The sequence below is a fragment of the Paraburkholderia metrosideri genome, from assembly GCF_904848625.1.
Lineage (GTDB): Bacteria > Pseudomonadota > Gammaproteobacteria > Burkholderiales > Burkholderiaceae > Paraburkholderia > Paraburkholderia metrosideri.
Window position 1 is genome coordinate 95,354 of the sequence record NZ_CAJHCP010000008.1, and the last position, 19,187, is coordinate 114,540.

Here is a 19,187-nt window from a genome sequence, read left to right on the forward strand (position 1 = left end):
CCTTACGGCCAAAAACTGGCCGCATGAACCATACCGCGTCACTTCAGCTTCACTTCATGTTGCAGCCCTGCGCCTCGGACCTGTCGCGCCGGAAGTGGGAACTCCGGGCGACAAACTGACGCATTATAGGCGCGATCCAAAGCATCCACAAGCAAGCCCCGATTGGCCAGAAAGCCCGACGCGACAAGCCTTTGCGCCATTTTCAGGGATCTTTTGCACGTCTTTTGAAGCGGAAATTTCAGACATAACAGAAGCCCTCTTTCCGCTTCAACGATTCCTCTGTGAACCTCGACCAATGTCTTCAATTCGCACGATGCCATGCCCCTCCGCCGTGGTCCTCGGAACGGCCTTCCATGCGTGTCCGTAAATCACTTCGAAAGTCAGCGCGAGGGTGCCGTCGGCCCGCCGGCGCGCTTCGAGCGCGGCGAGTAAAGCCTTGTGCAACCGACGCGCCGCCGCGCTCGACGACGCCTCGCGCTCGAACGGATAAGCGCCCCAGCGCCGCACGTCAGCGAGCAGCGATTCGGGCGACTTGTAGGTGATCGTGAGCGTCTCCTGGTCCATCACGGGTATTTCAAAGCCGCTTTCGACCAGCATGTCGCCCAGATCATGCATATCGACAAAGTCGATCACATGCTTGCGCGACATCACGCCATGCGCCGCCTCGACTTCGGCGTAGGCGCCGCGCAACTCCTTGAGCGTGTCCGGGCCGAGCGTGCTGAACATCAGCAGGCCATTCACTTTGAGTACGCGTTGCCACTCGGGGAACACGAGATCGGGCCGCGAGTGCCAGTGCAGCGCGAGATTGGACCAGATGAATTCGAAAGCGCCGCCTGCGAATGGCAGCGCGGAAAAATCGGCTTGCGCGAATCGCGGGCCGCGGGCGCCGAGCGCCTTGCCGAGCGAAGCCGGCAAAAAGCGCCGCCAGCTGGTGTCGCCGGAGTCATGGTGTAACGCCCGCGTCAACATGCCGTGTGACAGATCGGTGCCGAACACAGGCGCTTCGGGGAAGCGCTCGCGCAACGCGGGGATGTCTTCACCGGCGCCGCAACCGGCGTCGAGCACGCTCGTCGGAGCAACCTTGATGAAGTCGAGGCGCTCCCGCATGCGCTGCGCGATCTCGCGCGGCAGGAAGGCGACCTCGCCGAAAGTCTCGGCACGACGGTCGAAAATACGCCGGAGGCGCCGGGAATCATAGGCCGGACGGCCAGATGGAGCGGGAGTTGGGGGCATGGGTGTCGTGCTGGCGTAGAGCACGAAGTATACTCGTTCGCTTCCTTGCATTCAGCCGAAAGGCCCTCGCGGGCGCCCCACTCGTGCCATTCCGACCGTCGTATTTATCTTCAGGCAACAGCTTCGCGCGTTTCGCGCGTAGTTGGCATTCGGTATGGCCCCAGGTCGTGCAGGCAATGCTGCCTAATCTTTGCGCACTATGTGGCAATTTGTCGCATAAGGTGGTGTGCGGCGGTTGTGATGAAGCTTACTGGAATGAAGCGCGCTCGCGCTGCACTGTCTGTGCTGTGCCGTTATCCGCTTCGCGTCAGGCGGGCCGCGTGACGTATTGCTGCGGGGATTGCCTCGCCGCGCCGCCCCCGTTCGACGCGAGTTTTGCCCTTGCCGACTATCGTCCGCCGCTGGATACGCTGGCGGTCGGCCTGAAATTCCGCGCGCGGCTGATGCTCGCTGGCGAATTCGCACGACGCCTCGCGCGGCTCGCGCAAGACGCGAGGCAGGATGAAACCGACTGGCCCGACGTAATCGCGCCGGTGCCGCTAGCCGGCCGACGCCTCGCCGAACGCGGTTATAACCAGGCGTGGCAAATCGCAAAACCGCTGGCCCGCGCACTGCAAGTACGCAGCGACGCCACCTTGTTGCAACGGGTGATTCACACTGCACCGCAATCGCGGCTCGACCACGACGCGCGCCGGCAAAACGTCGGGCGCGCGTTTCGGGTCGCTAAAGCGGTGCGCGGTCTGCACGTCGGTATCGTCGACGATGTGATGACCACCGGCGCAACACTCGAAGCGCTTGCTCATACGCTCAAAGCTGCCGGTGCACGGCGGGTCACGAATTTCGTCGCGCTGCGCACCCCGAAAAACTAGTCTCCACTGGCCTCACTATGTTCAATGTCGTTCTCGTAGAACCCGAAATTCCGCCGAACACCGGCAACGTGATTCGCCTGTGCGCGAACACCGGCGCGCGCTTGCATCTGATCGAGCCGCTCGGCTTCCCGCTCGACGACGCCAAACTGCGCCGCGCCGGTCTCGACTATCACGAATATGCACAGATGAATGTGCACGCCGATTGGGCGGCGTTCGTCGCGAAAGAAACGCCGGACCCGGCGCGCATGTTCGCGTTCACCACGCGCGGCTCGGGCCGCTTTCACGAACACGCGTTCCAGTCGGGCGACTGGTTTGTATTCGGCGCCGAAACGCGTGGCCTGCCGGACACGGTGCTCGACCAGTTCGCGGGTGAACAGCGCGTGCGTCTGCCGATGCGGCCGGGCAATCGCAGCCTGAATCTGTCGAATACGGTGGCGATCGTGGTGTTTGAGGCGTGGCGTCAGACGGGGTTCGATGGCGGCGCTTGATGCGCGCTGGATCAGCGCTTGATGGGCATTTCCTAGCCGCTTTTTTTGCCAGTCTGATGCTGACTGACTGATCGCGTTAGTAGTGCTTCAGTGCCGCCTCATAGCGTGCGAACATCGCGTCGTCGAAACAGGCGAACACCACACCTTTGATTTGCGGCGTGCGCGGCAGCGTTTCGACGACGGTGCCTAGCGCGATTTGCACGGCCTGATCGGCCGGAAAATGGTAGATGCCGCAACTGATCGCGGGAAACGCAATGCTCGCACACTGCGCCTGCTGCGCGATTTCCAGCGAGCGTCGATAGCAGGAAGCCAGCAAGTCGGCCTCGCCATGCGCACCCCCCCGCCATACCGGGCCGACTGCGTGAATCACATGCCTGGCGGCCAAGCGATAGCCGCCCGTGAGTTTCGCGTCGCCGGTCGCACAGCCGCCCAGCGTCTCGCATTCGCGCAGCAACTCCTTCCCCGCTGCGCGATGAATCGCGCCATCCACACCGCCACCGCCTAATAAGGACGTGTTCGCGGCGTTGACGATCGCATCCACGGCGAGCGTCGTGATGTCGACCACGCGCGCTTCCAGCGTGCAACCATTGAATGTGAGCATGATGGGAAACCTCGCCGATCCGAAGCGTCGATAAAAACGTGGACCGCGAAATTGAGCAGCCGTTCAGCGTCGAACAACGCTAAACGGCTGAAAGACAACGCTTATTCAGCTTTGGAATCGCGCCGCAGCAGGGCGCTGACGGCATCGCGAGGCGCCACGCCGTCGAACAGCACGGCGCAAACCGCCTGCGTAATCGGCATTTCGATTGCATGAGCCCGCGCGATTGCGAGAACCGCCTGTGCACAACGCACGCCTTCGGCCACATGGCCGAGGCGGCCGAGAATATCGTCGAGCGTACGGCCCGCGGCGAGTTGCACGCCCACCGTACGATTGCGCGACAGATCGCCGGTTGCGGTCAGGATCAGATCGCCCAGGCCGGTCAGACCGGTGAACGTTTCAGCCCGTCCGCCGAGCGTTACGCCGAGGCGCGACATTTCGGCCAGCCCGCGCGTAATCAACGCCGCGCGCGCATTGAGACCGAGGCCGAGGCCGTCGGCAATGCCCGTTGCAATGGCTAGCACGTTCTTCACCGCACCGCCCACTTCCACGCCGACGATGTCGTCGCCGGTATAGATGCGCATTGCGTCGTGATGAAACGCGGCAACCGTATGCTCGCGGCACATGGCGGACGCGCTCGCGATCGTCAACGCAACCGGCAAACGCTGCCCGACTTCGCGCGCGAAGCTCGGGCCGGACAGCACGCCATTGCTGCAATGCTCCGGCAATTCCGCCGCCACCACCTGATGTGGCAACAACTGCGACTCGGCTTCGAAACCCTTGCACAGCCACACGATATGCGCCGGCACTTTGCCCGCGTCGCGCATCGCCCTGAACAGACCGCGAAGACCGGCCACGGGTGTTGCCACGACGCATAACGCGTCCTCGGCAATGGCGTGGTCGAGCGCAGCATTCAGGTCGGCTTCGTAGCGAAGCGCTGATGGCAAAGCAACGCCCGCCAGATAGCGGGCGTTTTCGTTCGAAGCGCGGAGATCGTCGATGAGCGCGGACTCGCGCGCCCACAACACCGTGTCGTGCCGTAGAGCCAGATGGCCGGCGAGGGCTGTGCCCCACGCGCCGGCGCCGAGGACAGCAACCTTCATAGCCGGCACTGCCTGCGACACGTTAGTGCGTGACGCCGTTCTGCGCCGCGCCTTCCTGGCTGCCCATCTGCGCGAGACGTTGCTCGTACAGGGCCTGGAAGTTGATCTCGGCCAGGTGGATCGGCGGGAAGCCAGCGCGGGTGATCGCGTCGGCAATGTTCGAGCGCAGGTACGGGAACAGAATGGTCGGGCAGGCAATGCCGACCAGCGGATCGATCTGCTCAGCCGGGATGTTGCGGATGTCGAAAATGCCGGCTTGCTTGGCTTCGATCAGGAACGCGACCTTGTCCGACACCTTGGCCGTGACCGTGCCCGTGACGAGGATTTCGAACACGGTGTCGGCGAGGCGCTCGGCCTTCACGTCGACTTCGACTTCCACCGACGGCATTTCCTGCTCGAGGAAGATGCCCGGCGAATTCGGCTGCTCGAGCGACATGTCCTTCAGGTAAATGCGCTGGATGTTGAAGAACGGCTGGTTATTCTCGTCGGACATGATTGAGTGATTCCTGATAGGTATGCATTGCAGCGCCCCATGACTGCACGGGCCGCCAGATCGTTGCGCCGCATGCCCCGTCCGGCAGGGACGAGAACGCGGCGGCTTGTATATCACCCGCCTGCTTCACCCGTCCGGCCGCGCGCCCGCGGGCGCGCGACTTCGGACAGCTGGTTCAGGCAGCTTCGAGCAGCGGCATCAGACCGCCCGCGCGATCGAGCGCGGAGAGGTCATCGTAACCGCCGACATGCGTCTCGCCGATGAACACCTGCGGCACCGTGCGACGACCGGTCCGGGTCATCATCTCTTCGCGACGGGCCGGGTCCTTGTCGATCAGTACCTTTTCAACGTGCTCGACGCCGCGCGACTTTAAAAGACGTTCGGCCATCTGGCAATACGGGCACACCTGGGTGCTGTACATGATCACTTTGTTCACTTGGCTGCTCCTTGTTTCACAACCGGCATACCGGCTTTCGTCCAGGCATCGACACCGCCTTCGAGAACATGGACTTCCGCATACCCTGCATCCTGCACGATACGCGCTGCCTTGTTCGACTGCTGGCCGGTCTGACATACCAGCAGCACCGGGTTGCTCTTGTTCTTCACGAGTTGCGCGACTTTCGCCTGCAATTCAGCGAATTCAAGGTGCCGTGCCGCAGGCAGATGCCCTTTGGCGTAGTCAGCGGACGGGCGCAGATCGATGACCGCCGCATTGCGCCGGTTGATCAGTTGAGTGGCTTCAGTGGCCGACAGGCCACCACGGCCACGCCGGCTAATCGTCGGCCACAGCAGCAACCCACCGGAGATGAGGACGATTGCGATCAGTACAAGGTTTGTGTAATCAGTGAAAAACTTCACGGAAAATCCGCCGAAAAAGAGAGAAATCGAAAAGGGCAATCGACCCATTATAAAATAACCGTCTGACGCGATGGCGGCGCTCCTCTAGAGGACCTCCGCAACGCTTGACCGCTTCCTCACTACCGACCGGTAATCTCATGTACAAACTCGTTCTCATCCGCCACGGCGAATCGACGTGGAACAAGGAAAACCGCTTCACGGGCTGGGTCGACGTCGACCTCACGGAACAGGGCAACAGCGAAGCGCAGCAGGCGGGCGCGCTGCTGAAAGAGTCCGGTTATTCATTCGACATCGCGTACACGTCGGTGCTCAAGCGCGCGATCCGCACGCTGTGGCACGTGCAGGACAAGATGGATCTGATGTATCTGCCGGTGGTGCATTCGTGGCGCCTGAACGAACGTCACTATGGCGCGCTGTCGGGTCTGAACAAGGCTGAAACCGCCGCGAAGTTCGGCGACGAACAGGTGCTGGTCTGGCGCCGCAGCTACGACACGCCGCCGCCGGCACTCGAGCCGACCGACGAACGCGCGCCGTACAGCGACCCGCGTTACGCCAAGGTGCCGCGCGAACAACTGCCGCTCACCGAGTGCCTGAAAGACACGGTGGCGCGCGTGCTGCCGCTGTGGAACGAGTCGATCGCACCGGCCATCAAGTCGGGCCGCAAGGTCGTAATCGCCGCACACGGCAATTCGATCCGCGCGCTGGTCAAGTATCTCGACAATATTTCCGACGACGACATCGTCGGTCTGAATATTCCGAATGGCGTGCCGCTCGTCTATGAACTCGACGAAAACCTGAAGCCGATCACGCATTACTACCTCGGCGACCAGGACGCCATTGCAAAGGCACAAGCCGCCGTCGCGAAGCAGGGCAAGGCGGGCTAAGTCAGTCGCATCGGCCGCGGGTCTTCGCTGCAACCGGCGAAGACCCGCGGCCGTCAGCACCAGCCGTTCGGAAATACAGTTTTGCGAAGACCAATGGGAGCGGCTGGCATCGCGCGCGCGGGCGGCTCGCGCCAACCTGCGCGTGTTACCGCACCCTACTTCGCGTGTCGCAAGCCTGATTGCACGAACCAGGCCCGCCACGTGCTGTCGAATCACGATTATCTGCGCCGCGCCCTGAGTGGGCGGGTGTGCAGTTATACTTGTCCGTCCAAATCTCTAACGACGCTGCCACGCGCTTCCGACCGCAACAGACTCTATGCGAAAGAACCTGAAAAATATCGGCCTGATTGCCGTTGGCCTTGCTACCGGGGCATTTGCCACCCTCCAACTTTCCGCTTCGGCACAGCAGCCCGCCAGTGCCACCGCGCCGCTGCCGCTAGACCAGCTCAGGCTCTTCGCCGAAGTGTTCGGGCAAATCAAGCACGAATACGTCGAACCGGTCGACGATAAAAAGCTCCTCACCGCCGCCATCAAGGGCATGGTGTCAAGCCTCGACCCGCACTCGTCGTACCTCGACAAGACCGATTACGAAGAATTGCAGGAGCAGACCAAGGGTCGCTTCGCAGGTCTCGGCATCGAGATTTCGTCGGAAGACGGCCTGATCAAGGTGATTTCGCCCATTGAAGACACGCCCGCGTTCCGCGCCGGCATCCGTCCAGGCGACCTGATCACGCGTATTAATGACAAACCCGTACGCGGCATGACGCTCGACCAGGCGGTCAAGCAGATGCGCGGCGATCCGGGCACCAAGGTCACGCTCACCATCTTCCGCAAGACCGACGACCGCACGTTCCCGCTCACCGTCACGCGCGCGATCATCAAGGTGCAGTCGGTCAAGGGCAAGGTGCTCGCACCGGGCTATGCGTATGTCCGTATCACCAGCTTCCAGGAACGCACCGTGCCGGATCTCGCAGCGAAGCTGCAAGATATCGCGCGTCAATCGCCGAACCTGAAGGGGCTGATCCTCGACCTGCGTAACAACGGCGGCGGTCTGCTGCAAAGCGCGGTCGGCGTCGCGGGTGCGTTCCTGCCGCCGGACTCGGTGGTGGTGTCGACCAACGGTCAGATTCCGGATTCGAAGCAGGTCTATCGCGACACGTACGACAACTACCGTCTGCAGTCTTTCGACAGCGATCCGCTGAAGGACGTCCCGGCCATCTTCAAGACCGTGCCGATGATCGTGCTGACCAATGCTTACTCGGCATCGGCGTCGGAAATCGTCGCGGGCGCGCTGCAGGATCAGCGTCGTGCGCTGATCGTCGGCAAGACCACGTTCGGCAAGGGCTCGGTGCAAACCGTGCGCCCGATGACGGCGGACACCGCGCTGCGTCTGACCACGGCGTACTACTACACGCCGAGCGGCCGTTCGATCCAGAACAAGGGCATCCGTCCTGATATTGCGGTCGACCAGTACGCAGACGGCGATCCAGACGACGCACTGGTCACCCGCGAAGTCGACTACTCGAATCACCTTGCGAACACGCAAGACCCGAACGAGAAGAAGGAAGCGGAACAGCGCGAACAGGACCGCATGGACCAATTGCGCGCGCTTGAAGAAGCGAACGACAAGAAGACGCCGGAACAGCGTCAGAAAGACCGTGACCGCAAGCCAGTCGAATTCGGTTCGAACGACGACTTCATGATGCAGCAAGGTCTGAACAAGCTCGAAGGCAAGCCGGTTCAGGAATCGAAGTCGCTGTCCGAGCGCCGTCTCGCGCAGAACAAGCCGGAAACCTCGGCGTCCGCGCCGGTCGCGGTGAAGCCGACGCAACCGGTTCCGGGTGCCTCGGGCACGGCGCCGGCCTCGGCTCCGGCTACGCAAGGTAAGTAAGCAGCCAGCCTGTCAGCGTGTCTCCGCAGCTATTCCCGCGGCGGAGACACGCAGTAGTACCCGCAACGCTTCACCCTCTGCGCGAATAAAATAAACAACGAAACGCGCGCTGTACTTCCCTGTTTGCCTTCCATCGCGCGACCTATCTGCGCGCCCCCGCCATGAATGACGATCAACTTCTTCGGTACTCCCGCCATATTCTTGTCGATGAAATCGGTATCGAGGCGCAGCAACGTTTTATCGATGCTCACGCAATCATCGTCGGTGCAGGCGGGCTTGGTTCGCCGGCTGCCATGTACCTGGCAGCGGCAGGCGTCGGCAAGCTAACGCTGGTCGACGCGGACACGGTCGATCTGACCAATCTGCAAAGGCAGATCCTGCATGTGAGCGCGTCGGTGGGACGCAAGAAGGTGGAGTCCGGGCGCGATGCGATCGCACAGATCAATCCCGAAGTGGTCGTGAACGCGGTGGCCGAGCGGGTCGACGACGCGTGGCTCGATCGCGAAGTGCCGAAGGCGACGGTCGTGCTCGATTGCACCGATAATTTCGCGACGCGCCACGCGATCAACCGCGCGTGTGTGAAGCATGGCGTGCCGCTGGTGTCGGGCGCGGCGTTGCGCTTCGACGGCCAGATCAGCACGTTCGATTTCCGCGACGAAGCGTCGCCCTGCTACGCGTGCGTGTTTCCCGAAGACCAGCCGTTCGAGGAGGTCGCATGCTCGACGATGGGCGTGTTCGCGCCGACGGTCGGCATCATCGGTTCGATGCAGGCGGCCGAAGCGCTCAAGGTAATCGGCGCAATCGGCACGCCGCTGGTAGGCAGGCTAACCATGCTTGATTCGCTGCGGATGGAATGGAACACGATGCGTATCGCGCGCCAGCCGGATTGCCCGGTATGCGGGTTGAAGCATCGAAGTTGAATCTGCAGTTCTGCCTCTCTGCATCTGGAATACGCGGGCCAAAAGACAAACGCCGCACACTGTGCGGCGTTTGTCATTGGTAACGGCGAAGCCGACTTTTCAAGCCAGCGCCACGAGCTTCAGCGCCGCCTGAACCTCTTCCGGTTCAAACGAAGCCAGCACATCGGCTACTGGCTTCTCCAGCGTCTTCAGATGCGAGCGCAGCACCTCCTGCTTGACCACCAGTATCTGGCTCGGATGCATCGAGAACTCAGTCAGGCCCATGCCGAGCAACAGACGCGTCAACGCCGGATCGCCCGCCATTTCGCCGCACACCGACACCGGCACACCCGCGCGCTTCGCCTCGCGCAATGTGAACGCGATCAGATGCAGCACCGCCGGATGCAACGGATCGTACAGATGCGCAACCGCGTTATCCGCGCGATCGATCGCCAGCGTGTACTGGATCAGATCGTTGGTACCAATCGACAGAAAATCGAGCCGCTTCAGAAATAGCGGTAACGCGATGGCCGCCGCCGGAATCTCAATCATCGCGCCGACCTGTATGTTCGGGTCGTAGGCGATACCCGCGTCGTCCAGTTGACGCTTGGCCTCGCGGATCAGATCGAGCGTCTGGTCGATTTCCTGCGCGTGCGCGAGCATCGGAATCAGAATCTTCACCGTCCCGAACACCGACGCCCTGAGAATCGCGCGCAACTGCGTCAGGAACATCTGCGGCTCGGAGAGGCTCCAGCGTATTGCCCGAAGCCCCAACGCCGGGTTCGCAGCGGTTTCGTAGCCATCGCCGCCGCCCATCGAATCGAGCGGCTTGTCAGCGCCCACGTCGATCGTGCGAATCGTGACCGGCAGACCGTTCATCAACTCGGCCGCACGACGATACGCGGCGAACTGTTCCTCCTCCTCCGGCAAACGGTCCTTGTGGTTCATGAACAGGAACTCGGTACGAAACAGGCCCACGCCGGTCGCACCCGAATCGACTGCCGCGCGCGCGTCGTCCGGCAACTCGATGTTCGCGCACAGTTCGATGCGGGTGCCGCACAGCGTTTGCGTCGGCGAAAACTTCAGGCGCTGGAGTTTGCGTTGTTCCAGCGCTTTTTCGCTCTGCCGATACGAGTACTCTTCGAGCACGATCGGCGCGGGGTCGACGATCACGATTCCATGATCGCCGTCGACGATGATCAGATCGTCTTGCCGGATCAACGCGCTCGCGTGCTGCACCCCGACCGCCGCCGGAATGCCCAGACTGCGCGCGACGATAGCCGTATGCGACGTGCGTCCGCCGAGATCGGTGACGAAGCCCTGAAACGTCTGCGTCTTGAACTGCATCATGTCGGCCGGCGCGATGTCGTGCGCGACCACGATCATTTCGTCGCATGCGCCGTGCACGCCATTGAGCGCCGTCGATGCGCCAGCGAGCGCCTTCAACACGCGCTCCACCACCTGTTCGATGTCGGCTTTCCGCTCGCGCAGATATTCGTCTTCGATATCGTCGAAATGTCGCGACAGACGCTCGAGCTGTTCGGTAAGCGCCCACTCCACGTTGTAGCGGCGCGTACGGATCAGGTCGATGGTTTCCTGGACGAGCATCGCATCGTTCAGGATCATTGAATGAACGTTGATGAACGCGCCCATCTCGCTCGGCGCGTCCGCTGCGAGGTCTGCGCGCAGCGTGTCGAGCTCCCGATGCACATGTTGCTGTGCCGCGCGAAAGCGCTCGACCTCCCCTTCGATCTGGGTCGGTTCGATCAGATAGTGGTCTACGTCAAGTGCTGCCGGGGCGATCAGATAGGCCCGCCCGATGGCGATACCGCGTGACACGGGAATTCCATGCAGCGTGAAGGACACGCGCACCTCCTCTAGTTGTGTGATGCCGCGGCAAACCGCTGCAATGCTCTCAGACTCTGTTGGTCATTATAAATTCCGCGTCCTTCGCAAGTACGCCCATGCTGTGTGCAGCGCAGCACGAAATATCGTAATCATGCGGTCACGCACAGCCCGGTCTCCACGCCGTCGCAATGTCGTCGGCGTTCGTTTCCCCATTGTCACGCGCTAAAAAAAACGCCGTGGACAACCGCGGCGTTGACGCTCATCGCGACGAGTGCGCGTTGATCACTGACCTTCGCCAAATTTATCGGCAATCAGTTTCAACAGTGCGTCCATCGCGTCTTTTTCGTCAGCGCCTTCCGTTTCGATCAACACCGTGCTGCCGATACCCGCCGCCAGCATCATCACACCCATGATGCTCTTCGCATTGATACGGCGGCCATTGCGGCTCATCCAGATTTCAGCCTGAAAGTTGCCCGCGAGTTGCGTCAACTTGGCCGACGCGCGTGCGTGCAGCCCCAGCTTGTTCACAATAGTCGTTTCCTGTTGCAGCATGATGGTCCGAAGCGCGGGTAATGAGGTTATGAAAAGGGGAACTGCAAACCAGTTGCAATGTGTTTGAAGCGTGGCCCAAAGGCCTTGATCAACGTGTGCGGCGGCTTCGTGGACAGCCTATAAACCCGCCGAGTCTGCCTTTTGCGTCAGGTCAGCGTCTTCAGGCAACGCTGGCACGCACGTGTCGGCGGCGGCCTCGGGGGGCAATGCCGGTAAGCAATCGCCGGAAGCCGCTGCGGGAGCGACCGGAGCCGGCGTCGCGGGTCCGATTGCATGCACGCCCTTGGTCGCGCCTGCGAGCGCCTTGTCGACCAACGTGTCGAGCGGTGTCGAGCGATAACAGACTGCACGCACCAGCATCGGCAAATTGACGCCGCACAACACACGCACATTCGGCGTCGTGGCGAGTCGTCCTGCGATATTCGCCGGCGTGGCGCCGAACATGTCCGTCAATACCAGCGCGCCGTTTTCTTCCTTGAGCCGCTCGATTTCCGAATTGGCGAACGCCACGACCTGTGCGGGATCGCAATCAGGCGTAACGTCGATCACGCCGATCCGAGCCGGCAAGCCACCATAAATATGCGAAATACAATCGCGCAACGCGGTGGCGAACGGAGTATGCGCAATGATCAGAATGCCTGCCATGTCAGCCTTACTGCAAAAGAACGGCCCCGAACCGTGGAGCGGGACGAAACCCGGTCCTCAAGCGCCCTCGACCGGCCGTAGGTCATGAGAGCCGGAACGCACCATTGACGAGCTGCTCGCGGCGCACGGCTCGCACCTGCGTGCCTGGCCCGCGAAACGGCTCGTTCAGAGTCCGCTAATCCACGCCGAAAGACTCCTCTGGAAGCCGTTGAATCGGGTTGGCGCGAAAGAGCGGGCATTGTAGCAGGCTCATTTTCGCGCCAAATCCGAGCTCGCGCCTGATGCGGATTTACTACACAGTTTGGGGGCTGCGGCAGGCATTCAAGGGCTCAACGCGTTGCGCGACCGGTACCGCCACCCACGTCGCGCCGCCCTCCTACTTGCCGCCTACGCCGCGGCGCGTTCCAGCGCGTCGATGAACATGGCGGCGACGTCGAAGCCCGTCTGATCCATGATTTCGCGGAAACAGGTCGGGCTCGTCACGTTGACTTCGGTCAGCCAGTCGCCGATCGCATCCAGCCCGACCAGCAGCAAACCGCGCGCCGCCAGCACCGGCGCAAGCGTATCGGCGATCTTGCGATCGTGCTCGGTCAGCGGACGTGCGACGCCCAACCCGCCTGCAGCCAGATTGCCGCGCACCTCATTCCCCTGAGGAATTCGCGCCAGCGAATACGGCACCGCTTCACCGCCAATCAGCAGAATGCGCTTATCGCCGTCCTTGATTTCCGGAATGAATTTCTGCGCCATCACCGACCGCGCGCCGTCGTGGCTCAGCATTTCGATGATCGAACCGAGGTTCATGCCGTCGGCCTTCACGCGAAATACGCCCATGCCGCCCATGCCGTCGAGCGGCTTCAGAATCACGTCGCCGTGTTCTTCATGGAACGCCCGCAGCCGCGTCGCGTCACGCGTGACCAGCGTGGGCGTGACGAATTGCGCAAATTCGCCGATTGCGAGCTTTTCCGAATGATCGCGAATTGCCTGCGGCTTGTTGAAAATGCGCGCGCCGCCGCGTTCGGCCATTTCCAGCAACCACGTGGACGTTACGTATTCCATGTCGAACGGCGGGTCTTTGCGCATCACCACCGCGCTGAAGCTTTTCAGTGTGCGTGGCGCGGCCGGTTCGGCGGCGTACCAGACGTCGCGATGCAGATCGCTCACGTCGCCGACAATCGCAAAGCGCTGCACGTTCGCTTCGACGTCGCCACCCGTCCACGCCAGATGCTTCGGCTCGCACGTGTACACCGCGTGGCCGCGACGTGCGGCTTCGGCCATCATCGAGTAAGTCGAGTCTTTGTAGATCTTGAATTGCGTGAGCGGATCGGCGATGAAAAGAATGTCCATGAAGGTCCCGGTGCGCCCTGACGGGCTTGGCATTGTTCGTAAATATAGTCGTTGAAAATGACGATGGCGGCACGCATGCCGCCATCGCTCATTCAGGATGGCTTAGACCTGGATCGCTTCCGGATCGGTCTTTTCCAGTTCGACCGATGCGGCCAGCAGCCCAAGCCGCGCCACCACGCCGTACATGTAGAAGCGGTTCGGCGGCGCCGCGCCCGGCTTGGCGTGCGCGTCGGGCAGTGCCGTGTGCTCGAAGCCGAGCGGCACGAAGTGCATGCCGGGCGCGTTCAGATTCTGATCGCGCTCGCGGCTGCCGTGCACGCGGTAGAAGCCGCCCACCACGTAACGGTCGATCATGTAGACGACCGGCTCGGCGACTTCTTCACCAATGCGCTCGAACGTGTACACGCCTTCCTGCACGATCACGTCGTGCACTTCGAGGCCATCTTTGGTTGCCGCCATCTTCGCGCGTTCGCGCTTGGTCAGCGCGGCAACTTCGGACGCGTCGTGCACCGTCATCACGCCCATGCCGTACGTACCCGCATCGGACTTGATGACGACATACGGTTTCTCGGAGATACCGTACTCGCGATACTTCTTCGCGATTTTCTTCAGCACGCCGTCGATCGCATCAGCCAGCGCTTCCTCGCCGGTGCGCTCCTGGAAATCGACCCCTTCGACGTGCGCGAAATACGGGTTGATCATCCACGGGTCGATTTCGACCATTTTCGCGAACTTCTTCGCGACGTCGTCATAACAGGAGAAATGCGTCGATTTACGGCGAACCGCCCAGCCCGCATGCAGCGGCGGCAGCAGATACTGCTCGTGCAGATTTTCGAGCACGGGCGGGATGCCGCCGGACAGATCGTTGTTCAGCAGAATCGAACACGGGTCGAAATTCTTCAAACCGAGACGGCGCTGTGAACGCTCGAGCGGTTCGAGCACGAGCTTCTGGCCGTCGGACAACGCAATCGTCACCGGACCGTTGATGCTCTCGTCGAGCGTGCCGAAGCGCACGTTCAAACCGGCCTGGCGCATGATCGCGGCCAGCCGGGCAACGTTTTCGAGGTAAAACGCGTTGCGCGTGTGGCGCTCGGGAATCACCAGCAGGTTTTTCGCGTCCGGGCAGATCTTCTCGATCGACGCCATCGCGGCCTGCACGGCGAGCGGCAACACTTCCTGCGGCAGATTGTTGAAGGCGCCGGGGAACAGATTGGTGTCGACCGGCGCGAGCTTGAAGCCCGCGTTGCGCAGGTCGACGGAACAGTAGAACGGCGGCGTGTGTTCCTGCCATTCGAGCCGGAACCAGCGTTCGATGGCGGGCGTAGCGTCGAGGATCTTCCGCTCAAGATCGAGCAGCGGGCCGTTTAACGCCGTAACTAGGTGCGGAACCATTGATCACTCGCAGACTGGAGAAAAAAGATTGTAGAGCAAATGCTTTGCCCATTTGGGGACGGTTTCTCCATTCGCAAGCGGACGCGAATGCATTCTCGCTATGGGGATGATAGGCAGGGAAATCTGCTGTTTCCAGGATAGTCAGCAAGAAAAAAGCCCGCCATGAAGGCGGGCCAAAATCGCTGCGCTTAATTCGTAATCCGGCGAGCCCGGGAGCACGGGCCCGCGGAGACTTCCCAGTCGATGCCTATTCGACGTGTTCGCCGTGCAGGCTCACGTCCAGGCCTTCGCGTTCCTGTTCTTCGGTCACGCGGATGCCCATCACCATGTCGATGACCTTCAGCAGGACGTAGCTCACCACGCCGCTGTAGATCAGCGTCGTCAGGACGCCCTTGGCTTGCAGAACGATGCTGCCGTCCGCGCCGCCGATGTCCTTCACTGCAAACACACCCGTCAGCAGCGCACCCACGATACCGCCGATGCAGTGCACGCCGAACGCGTCGAGCGAATCGTCGTAACCGAGCTTGTGCTTGAGCCACGTTGCCGACCAGAAGCAGATCACGCCTGCCGCGATACCGATCACCAGCGAACCCGTCATGCCGACGAAGCCCGAAGCCGGCGTAATCGCCACCAGACCTGCGACGGCGCCCGACACGATACCGAGTACCGAAGGCTTACCCTTGGTTGCCCATTCGGCGAACATCCAGGCGAGTGCAGCCGCTGCAGTGGCCACTTGCGTAGCGAACATCGCGAAGCCGGCACGGCCGTCAGCCGCCACCGCCGAACCTGCGTTGAAGCCGAACCAGCCCACCCACAGCATCGCGCCACCAATCAGCGTGAGCGTCAGGTTGTGCGGCGCCATCGCTTCCTTGCCGTAGCCGACACGCTTGCCGAGCACCAGCGCGCAGACCAGCGCCGCGATACCGGCGTTGATGTGCACCACCGTGCCGCCCGCGAAGTCGAGGATGCCCGCGCTAGCCAGCCAGCCGGTCGGTTCCCAGACCATGTGCGCGATCGGCGAGTAGACGATGATCGACCACAGCGTCATGAACACCAGCATTGCCGAGAACTTCATCCGGTCGGCAAACGCACCCGTGATCAGCGCCGGGGTGATGATCGCGAACGTCATCTGATAGACGACATAGACCGTTTCCGGGATCGTCGGCGCCAGGTGGCTGACGGTCAGCGTGGTGGCCTTGTCACCCTTGATGTAGTTCATGCCCGCCATGAAGAAGCGCGACAGACCGCCGATGAACGAGTTGCCCGGCGTGAACGCGAGCGAGTAGCCGATCACGACCCAGATGATCGACACGAGGCAGGTGATCGCGAAGCTTTGCATCAGGATCGCGAGCACGCTCTTCTTGCGGACCATGCCGCCGTAGAACAGCGCCAGACCCGGGATCGTCATGAACAGCACGAGCGCGGTGGAGGTCAGCATCCAGGCGGTGTCGCCCGAATTGATCTTCGACGAATCGACCGAGAACGGCGCGGTCGGTGCAGCCGGTGCGGCAGCAGCTGATGCGTCTGCCGGTGCCGAAGCGGCTGCGTTGGCGGTGCCGGCGGTTGCATCCGGAGCCGACGCTGCGGGTGCGGCGGCCGGTGCCGAAGCGTCCGGTGCCGGCGCGCTGGCCGTCGTATCGGCTGGCGCCGAGGCGGCTGCGGGAGCGGAAGCGTCGTCCGCGAGGGCGGCGCCGATACCGCCCGCAAGCAGCGAACCGGCCATCAGCAAGGACATCAATAATTTGCGCATCTTTCGTTTCCTCTTATCGCTATCTGTGTCGCTATCTTTTCGTATTACAGAGCGTCCGCGCCGGTCTCCCCGGTGCGAATCCGGATCACCTGTTCGATTGGCGTGACGAAAATCTTGCCGTCGCCGATCTTGCCGGTGCGCGCCGCGCGTTCGAGCGCTTCGATCGCCTGGTCGACGATGTCGTCCGAGACCGCAGCCTCGATCTTCACCTTCGGCAGAAAATCGACCACATACTCAGCACCCCGATACAACTCGGTATGGCCCTTCTGACGGCCAAAGCCCTTGACTTCCGTCACCGTGATGCCCGAGACGCCGATGGCCGACAAGGCTTCGCGCGCCTCATCGAGCTTGAACGGCTTGATGATTGCGGTAATGAGTTTCATGAAATCCCTCGCTTAGTTTGCTAAACCCGTTGCTAACCCGTTTGCGTACCCGTAACCCGTTCGCGTGGCCTCGTTCGCCCGCCGGTAAAAAGCTCCCGACAGGGCGCGCCGGGCAGTAACAGCAACTCGCATGCCATGTTGTGTCAGACTGCGCACCGCGCCCCCTTAAAAAGGGGCGCAAACTGCCCTGGCCGGATGGCTAACACAGCGGGGCGCGGTGGCGCAGCGTATGGATCGTTGCTAGAGTGTTCGAAGGTTTTGAACGCACGGCCGCGCACCAAAGGCGCTCATGCGGCGGCGGCGCTTAACAGGGCACGCACCAAGACAGCCCATTCGCCGTAACAAAGCACAGACGTAACGAAACATGCACATTTTTTGTGCACCAAGGGGAACACCATGAAACAACCGAACGACGTTTTTAACGATTTCCAGGCTCGCATGAGCGAGCTGTTCAAGAACTCGCCGGCTAAAGATGTTGAACGCAACGTCAAAGCCATGCTGTCGCAAGGCTTTTCGAAACTCGATCTGGTCACGCGCGAGGAATTCGATACGCAGACCCAGGTGCTCGTGCGCACTCGCGCCCGCCTGGAAGAACTGGAGCGCCGCGTCGCCGAGCTCGAACAGAAGCTGCCGGTCTCCACGACTCAAACGTCGTAACGCGTTGCTCGCAGCTTGTTAGCTGCGCAGTGCTGCACATCACTGGCAAGCGAGCCGTGACGTCATCAGCGTTTTAGGGGACTTGCGCGCGCCCTCGGCGCGCCGTCCGACGGGAGAAAACATGTCGCTTGCAGTGGTGCGCAGTCGCGCGCCGGCCTCCGGCCGCGCGCCCGAAGTAACCGTCGAGGTCCACCTCGCGAACGGATTACCCTCTTTTTCGATCGTCGGACTCCCCGATCTGGAAGTACGCGAAAGCCGCGAGCGCGTGCGCGCGGCGTTGCAGAACTGCGGCTTCGACTTCCCCGTGAGACGGATCACCGTCAATCTTGCTCCCGCCGATTTGCCGAAAGAATCCGGTCGTTTCGATTTGCCGATCGCGCTCGGCATTCTGGCGGCAAGCGGACAGATTCCGTCCGAATCCCTGCTGCATCGCGAGTTTGCGGGCGAACTGTCGCTGACCGGTGCGCTTCGGCCGATGCGTGGCGCGTTCGCGATGGCATGTGGGACGGCGCGCAGCGGTAGCGGTAGCGGTGTCCCGGCTGGCGGCGTTTCGCCCGGTGCGATTTCCGTATGCGCAGAGCCGGTTGCACATCAGATGCCGACGCAGCGGACTCCGCAGCTTTATCTACCGGCGGCGAGCGCAGCGGAAGCGGCGCTCGTGCCCGGCGTGGATGTTTATGGCGCGGCGGATCTGCCGTCGCTATGCGCGCACCTTGCAGAAGCGCCTGACGCGCGGCTCTACCCCGTCACCCCACCGGACCTGACCGGAACCGCGCCCGCCGTCATTCCCGATATGGCAGATGTGATTGGCCAGCGCGCTGCGCGCCGCGCACTGGAGGTCGCGGCGGCCGGTGGGCATCACGTGTTATTGATCGGGCCGCCCGGTGCGGGCAAGTCGATGCTGGCCGCCCGCCTGCCGGGCTTGCTGCCGCCGATGACCGACGACGAAGCGCTTAGCTCCGCCGCGCTGCTGTCCGCCAGTCGCGCGGGTTTTTCACCGGCGCAGTGGCGGCAGCGGCCGTTCCGCTCGCCGCATCATTCGTCGAGCGCGGCGGCGCTGGTGGGCGGACGCAATCCGCCGCAACCCGGCGAGATCACGCTCGCACATTTAGGCGTCCTGTTTCTGGACGAGCCTCATATTTCGCTTTTAACCAGATTGTTTCTCGCAAATACATTCGTTCCAAATCAATAATTTAGCTCGAATTTTGAGCAACGCCAGTTGAGCAACTGCGCCGTCACGCGCCGAATGCCAATAAGAACCTGAACCTGAGCTAGAAAGACGGTTTTGGCCAACCGCTGC

At 62.0% G+C, this 19,187-nt stretch carries 19 protein-coding genes and 1 pseudogene; 7 read left to right on the plus strand and 13 right to left on the minus strand.

Annotation, left to right across the window (positions count from 1 at the left end):
• Window positions 1-267: 267 nt before the first annotated feature.
• A complete protein-coding gene (locus tag LMG28727_RS18845) occupies window positions 268-1,233 on the minus strand; it encodes a methyltransferase domain-containing protein (protein ID WP_201643825.1) in 966 nt (321 codons plus the stop codon).
• A 167-nt stretch (window positions 1,234-1,400) separates the two neighbouring features.
• Here LMG28727_RS18845 and LMG28727_RS18850 point away from each other — a divergent pair, with 167 nt between their 5' ends.
• Both LMG28727_RS18850 and trmL read left to right on the plus strand, forming a co-directional pair.
• A complete protein-coding gene (locus tag LMG28727_RS18850; RefSeq protein WP_407945855.1) occupies window positions 1,401-2,102 on the plus strand; it encodes a ComF family protein in 702 nt (233 codons plus the stop codon).
• Window positions 2,103-2,119: 17 nt separating this feature from the next.
• Window positions 2,120-2,590 (plus strand): tRNA (uridine(34)/cytosine(34)/5-carboxymethylaminomethyluridine(34)-2'-O)-methyltransferase TrmL, encoded by a 471-nt coding sequence (gene trmL / locus LMG28727_RS18855; RefSeq protein WP_201643827.1) that lies wholly within the window; start codon window positions 2,120-2,122, stop codon window positions 2,588-2,590.
• 76 nt (window positions 2,591-2,666) lie between these two features.
• On the opposite strand, the gene LMG28727_RS18860 is transcribed toward trmL, so the two are convergent.
• From LMG28727_RS18860 to LMG28727_RS18880, 5 genes are all read right to left on the minus strand, one after another.
• A complete protein-coding gene (locus LMG28727_RS18860; RefSeq protein ID WP_201643828.1) occupies window positions 2,667-3,191 on the minus strand; it encodes an O-acetyl-ADP-ribose deacetylase in 525 nt (174 codons plus the stop codon).
• Between the two features lie 101 nt (window positions 3,192-3,292).
• Window positions 3,293-4,291 carry an NAD(P)H-dependent glycerol-3-phosphate dehydrogenase gene (locus tag LMG28727_RS18865; protein WP_201643829.1) on the minus strand — a complete coding sequence of 333 codons (999 nt, stop codon included), beginning with the start codon at window positions 4,289-4,291 and terminating at the stop codon, window positions 3,293-3,295.
• 22 nt (window positions 4,292-4,313) lie between these two features.
• A complete protein-coding gene (secB, locus tag LMG28727_RS18870; protein WP_074762880.1) occupies window positions 4,314-4,784 on the minus strand; it encodes a protein-export chaperone SecB in 471 nt (156 codons plus the stop codon).
• Between the two features lie 175 nt (window positions 4,785-4,959).
• Window positions 4,960-5,220 carry a glutaredoxin 3 gene (grxC, locus tag LMG28727_RS18875; protein WP_028199035.1) on the minus strand — a complete coding sequence of 87 codons (261 nt, stop codon included), beginning with the start codon at window positions 5,218-5,220 and terminating at the stop codon, window positions 4,960-4,962.
• Entirely contained in the window at window positions 5,217-5,642 is a 426-nt protein-coding gene (locus LMG28727_RS18880; RefSeq protein ID WP_201643830.1) for a rhodanese-like domain-containing protein, read from the minus strand. Before LMG28727_RS18880 ends, grxC begins: the two co-directional genes overlap by 4 nt.
• A 137-nt stretch (window positions 5,643-5,779) precedes the next feature.
• On the opposite strand from LMG28727_RS18880, the gene gpmA reads away from it, so the two are divergent.
• From gpmA to LMG28727_RS18895, 3 genes are all read left to right on the plus strand, one after another.
• Window positions 5,780-6,526 carry a 2,3-diphosphoglycerate-dependent phosphoglycerate mutase gene (gene gpmA, locus LMG28727_RS18885; protein ID WP_201643831.1) on the plus strand — a complete coding sequence of 249 codons (747 nt, stop codon included), beginning with the start codon at window positions 5,780-5,782 and terminating at the stop codon, window positions 6,524-6,526.
• Window positions 6,527-6,842: 316 nt separating this feature from the next.
• Window positions 6,843-8,417 carry a S41 family peptidase gene (locus LMG28727_RS18890; RefSeq protein WP_201643832.1) on the plus strand — a complete coding sequence of 525 codons (1,575 nt, stop codon included), beginning with the start codon at window positions 6,843-6,845 and terminating at the stop codon, window positions 8,415-8,417.
• Between the two features lie 161 nt (window positions 8,418-8,578).
• Window positions 8,579-9,337, plus strand: coding sequence for a HesA/MoeB/ThiF family protein (locus LMG28727_RS18895; RefSeq protein WP_201643833.1), 759 nt, complete (start codon window positions 8,579-8,581; stop codon window positions 9,335-9,337).
• Window positions 9,338-9,436: 99 nt separating this feature from the next.
• Here LMG28727_RS18895 and ptsP read toward each other — a convergent pair whose 3' ends face one another.
• The 7 genes from ptsP to LMG28727_RS18930 all read right to left on the minus strand — a co-directional run bounded on the left by ptsP (window position 9,437) and on the right by LMG28727_RS18930 (window position 17,230).
• Window positions 9,437-11,182: a phosphoenolpyruvate--protein phosphotransferase gene (ptsP, locus tag LMG28727_RS18900; RefSeq protein ID WP_201643834.1), complete on the minus strand. Its 1,746-nt coding sequence runs from the start codon at window positions 11,180-11,182 to the stop codon at window positions 9,437-9,439.
• 264 nt (window positions 11,183-11,446) lie between these two features.
• Window positions 11,447-11,716, minus strand: coding sequence for an HPr family phosphocarrier protein (locus tag LMG28727_RS18905; RefSeq protein ID WP_074762875.1), 270 nt, complete (start codon window positions 11,714-11,716; stop codon window positions 11,447-11,449).
• Window positions 11,717-11,833: 117 nt separating this feature from the next.
• Entirely contained in the window at window positions 11,834-12,361 is a 528-nt protein-coding gene (locus tag LMG28727_RS18910) for a PTS sugar transporter subunit IIA (RefSeq protein WP_201643835.1), read from the minus strand.
• Between the two features lie 387 nt (window positions 12,362-12,748).
• On the minus strand, window positions 12,749-13,705 hold the full coding sequence (gene gshB / locus LMG28727_RS18915) for a glutathione synthase (protein ID WP_201643836.1): 957 nt from the start codon (window positions 13,703-13,705) through the stop codon (window positions 12,749-12,751).
• A gap of 102 nt (window positions 13,706-13,807) precedes the next feature.
• Entirely contained in the window at window positions 13,808-15,097 is a 1,290-nt protein-coding gene (gene gshA, locus LMG28727_RS18920) for a glutamate--cysteine ligase (protein WP_013586995.1), read from the minus strand.
• 247 nt (window positions 15,098-15,344) lie between these two features.
• On the minus strand, window positions 15,345-16,847 hold the full coding sequence (locus tag LMG28727_RS18925; RefSeq protein ID WP_201643837.1) for an ammonium transporter: 1,503 nt from the start codon (window positions 16,845-16,847) through the stop codon (window positions 15,345-15,347).
• Window positions 16,848-16,891: 44 nt separating this feature from the next.
• The gene (locus LMG28727_RS18930) at window positions 16,892-17,230 is read right to left on the minus strand and encodes a P-II family nitrogen regulator (protein ID WP_006048089.1); all 339 of its coding nucleotides are present in this window, start codon (window positions 17,228-17,230) and stop codon (window positions 16,892-16,894) included.
• A 396-nt stretch (window positions 17,231-17,626) separates the two neighbouring features.
• Between LMG28727_RS18930 and LMG28727_RS18935 the strand changes: the two genes are divergently transcribed.
• Together LMG28727_RS18935 and LMG28727_RS18940 are read left to right on the plus strand one after the other, a co-directional pair.
• Window positions 17,627-17,887: an accessory factor UbiK family protein gene (locus tag LMG28727_RS18935; protein ID WP_201643838.1), complete on the plus strand. Its 261-nt coding sequence runs from the start codon at window positions 17,627-17,629 to the stop codon at window positions 17,885-17,887.
• Between the two features lie 121 nt (window positions 17,888-18,008).
• A pseudogene (locus LMG28727_RS18940) lies at window positions 18,009-19,019 on the plus strand (YifB family Mg chelatase-like AAA ATPase); the annotation flags it as partial.
• Window positions 19,020-19,187: the final 168 nt, after the last annotated feature.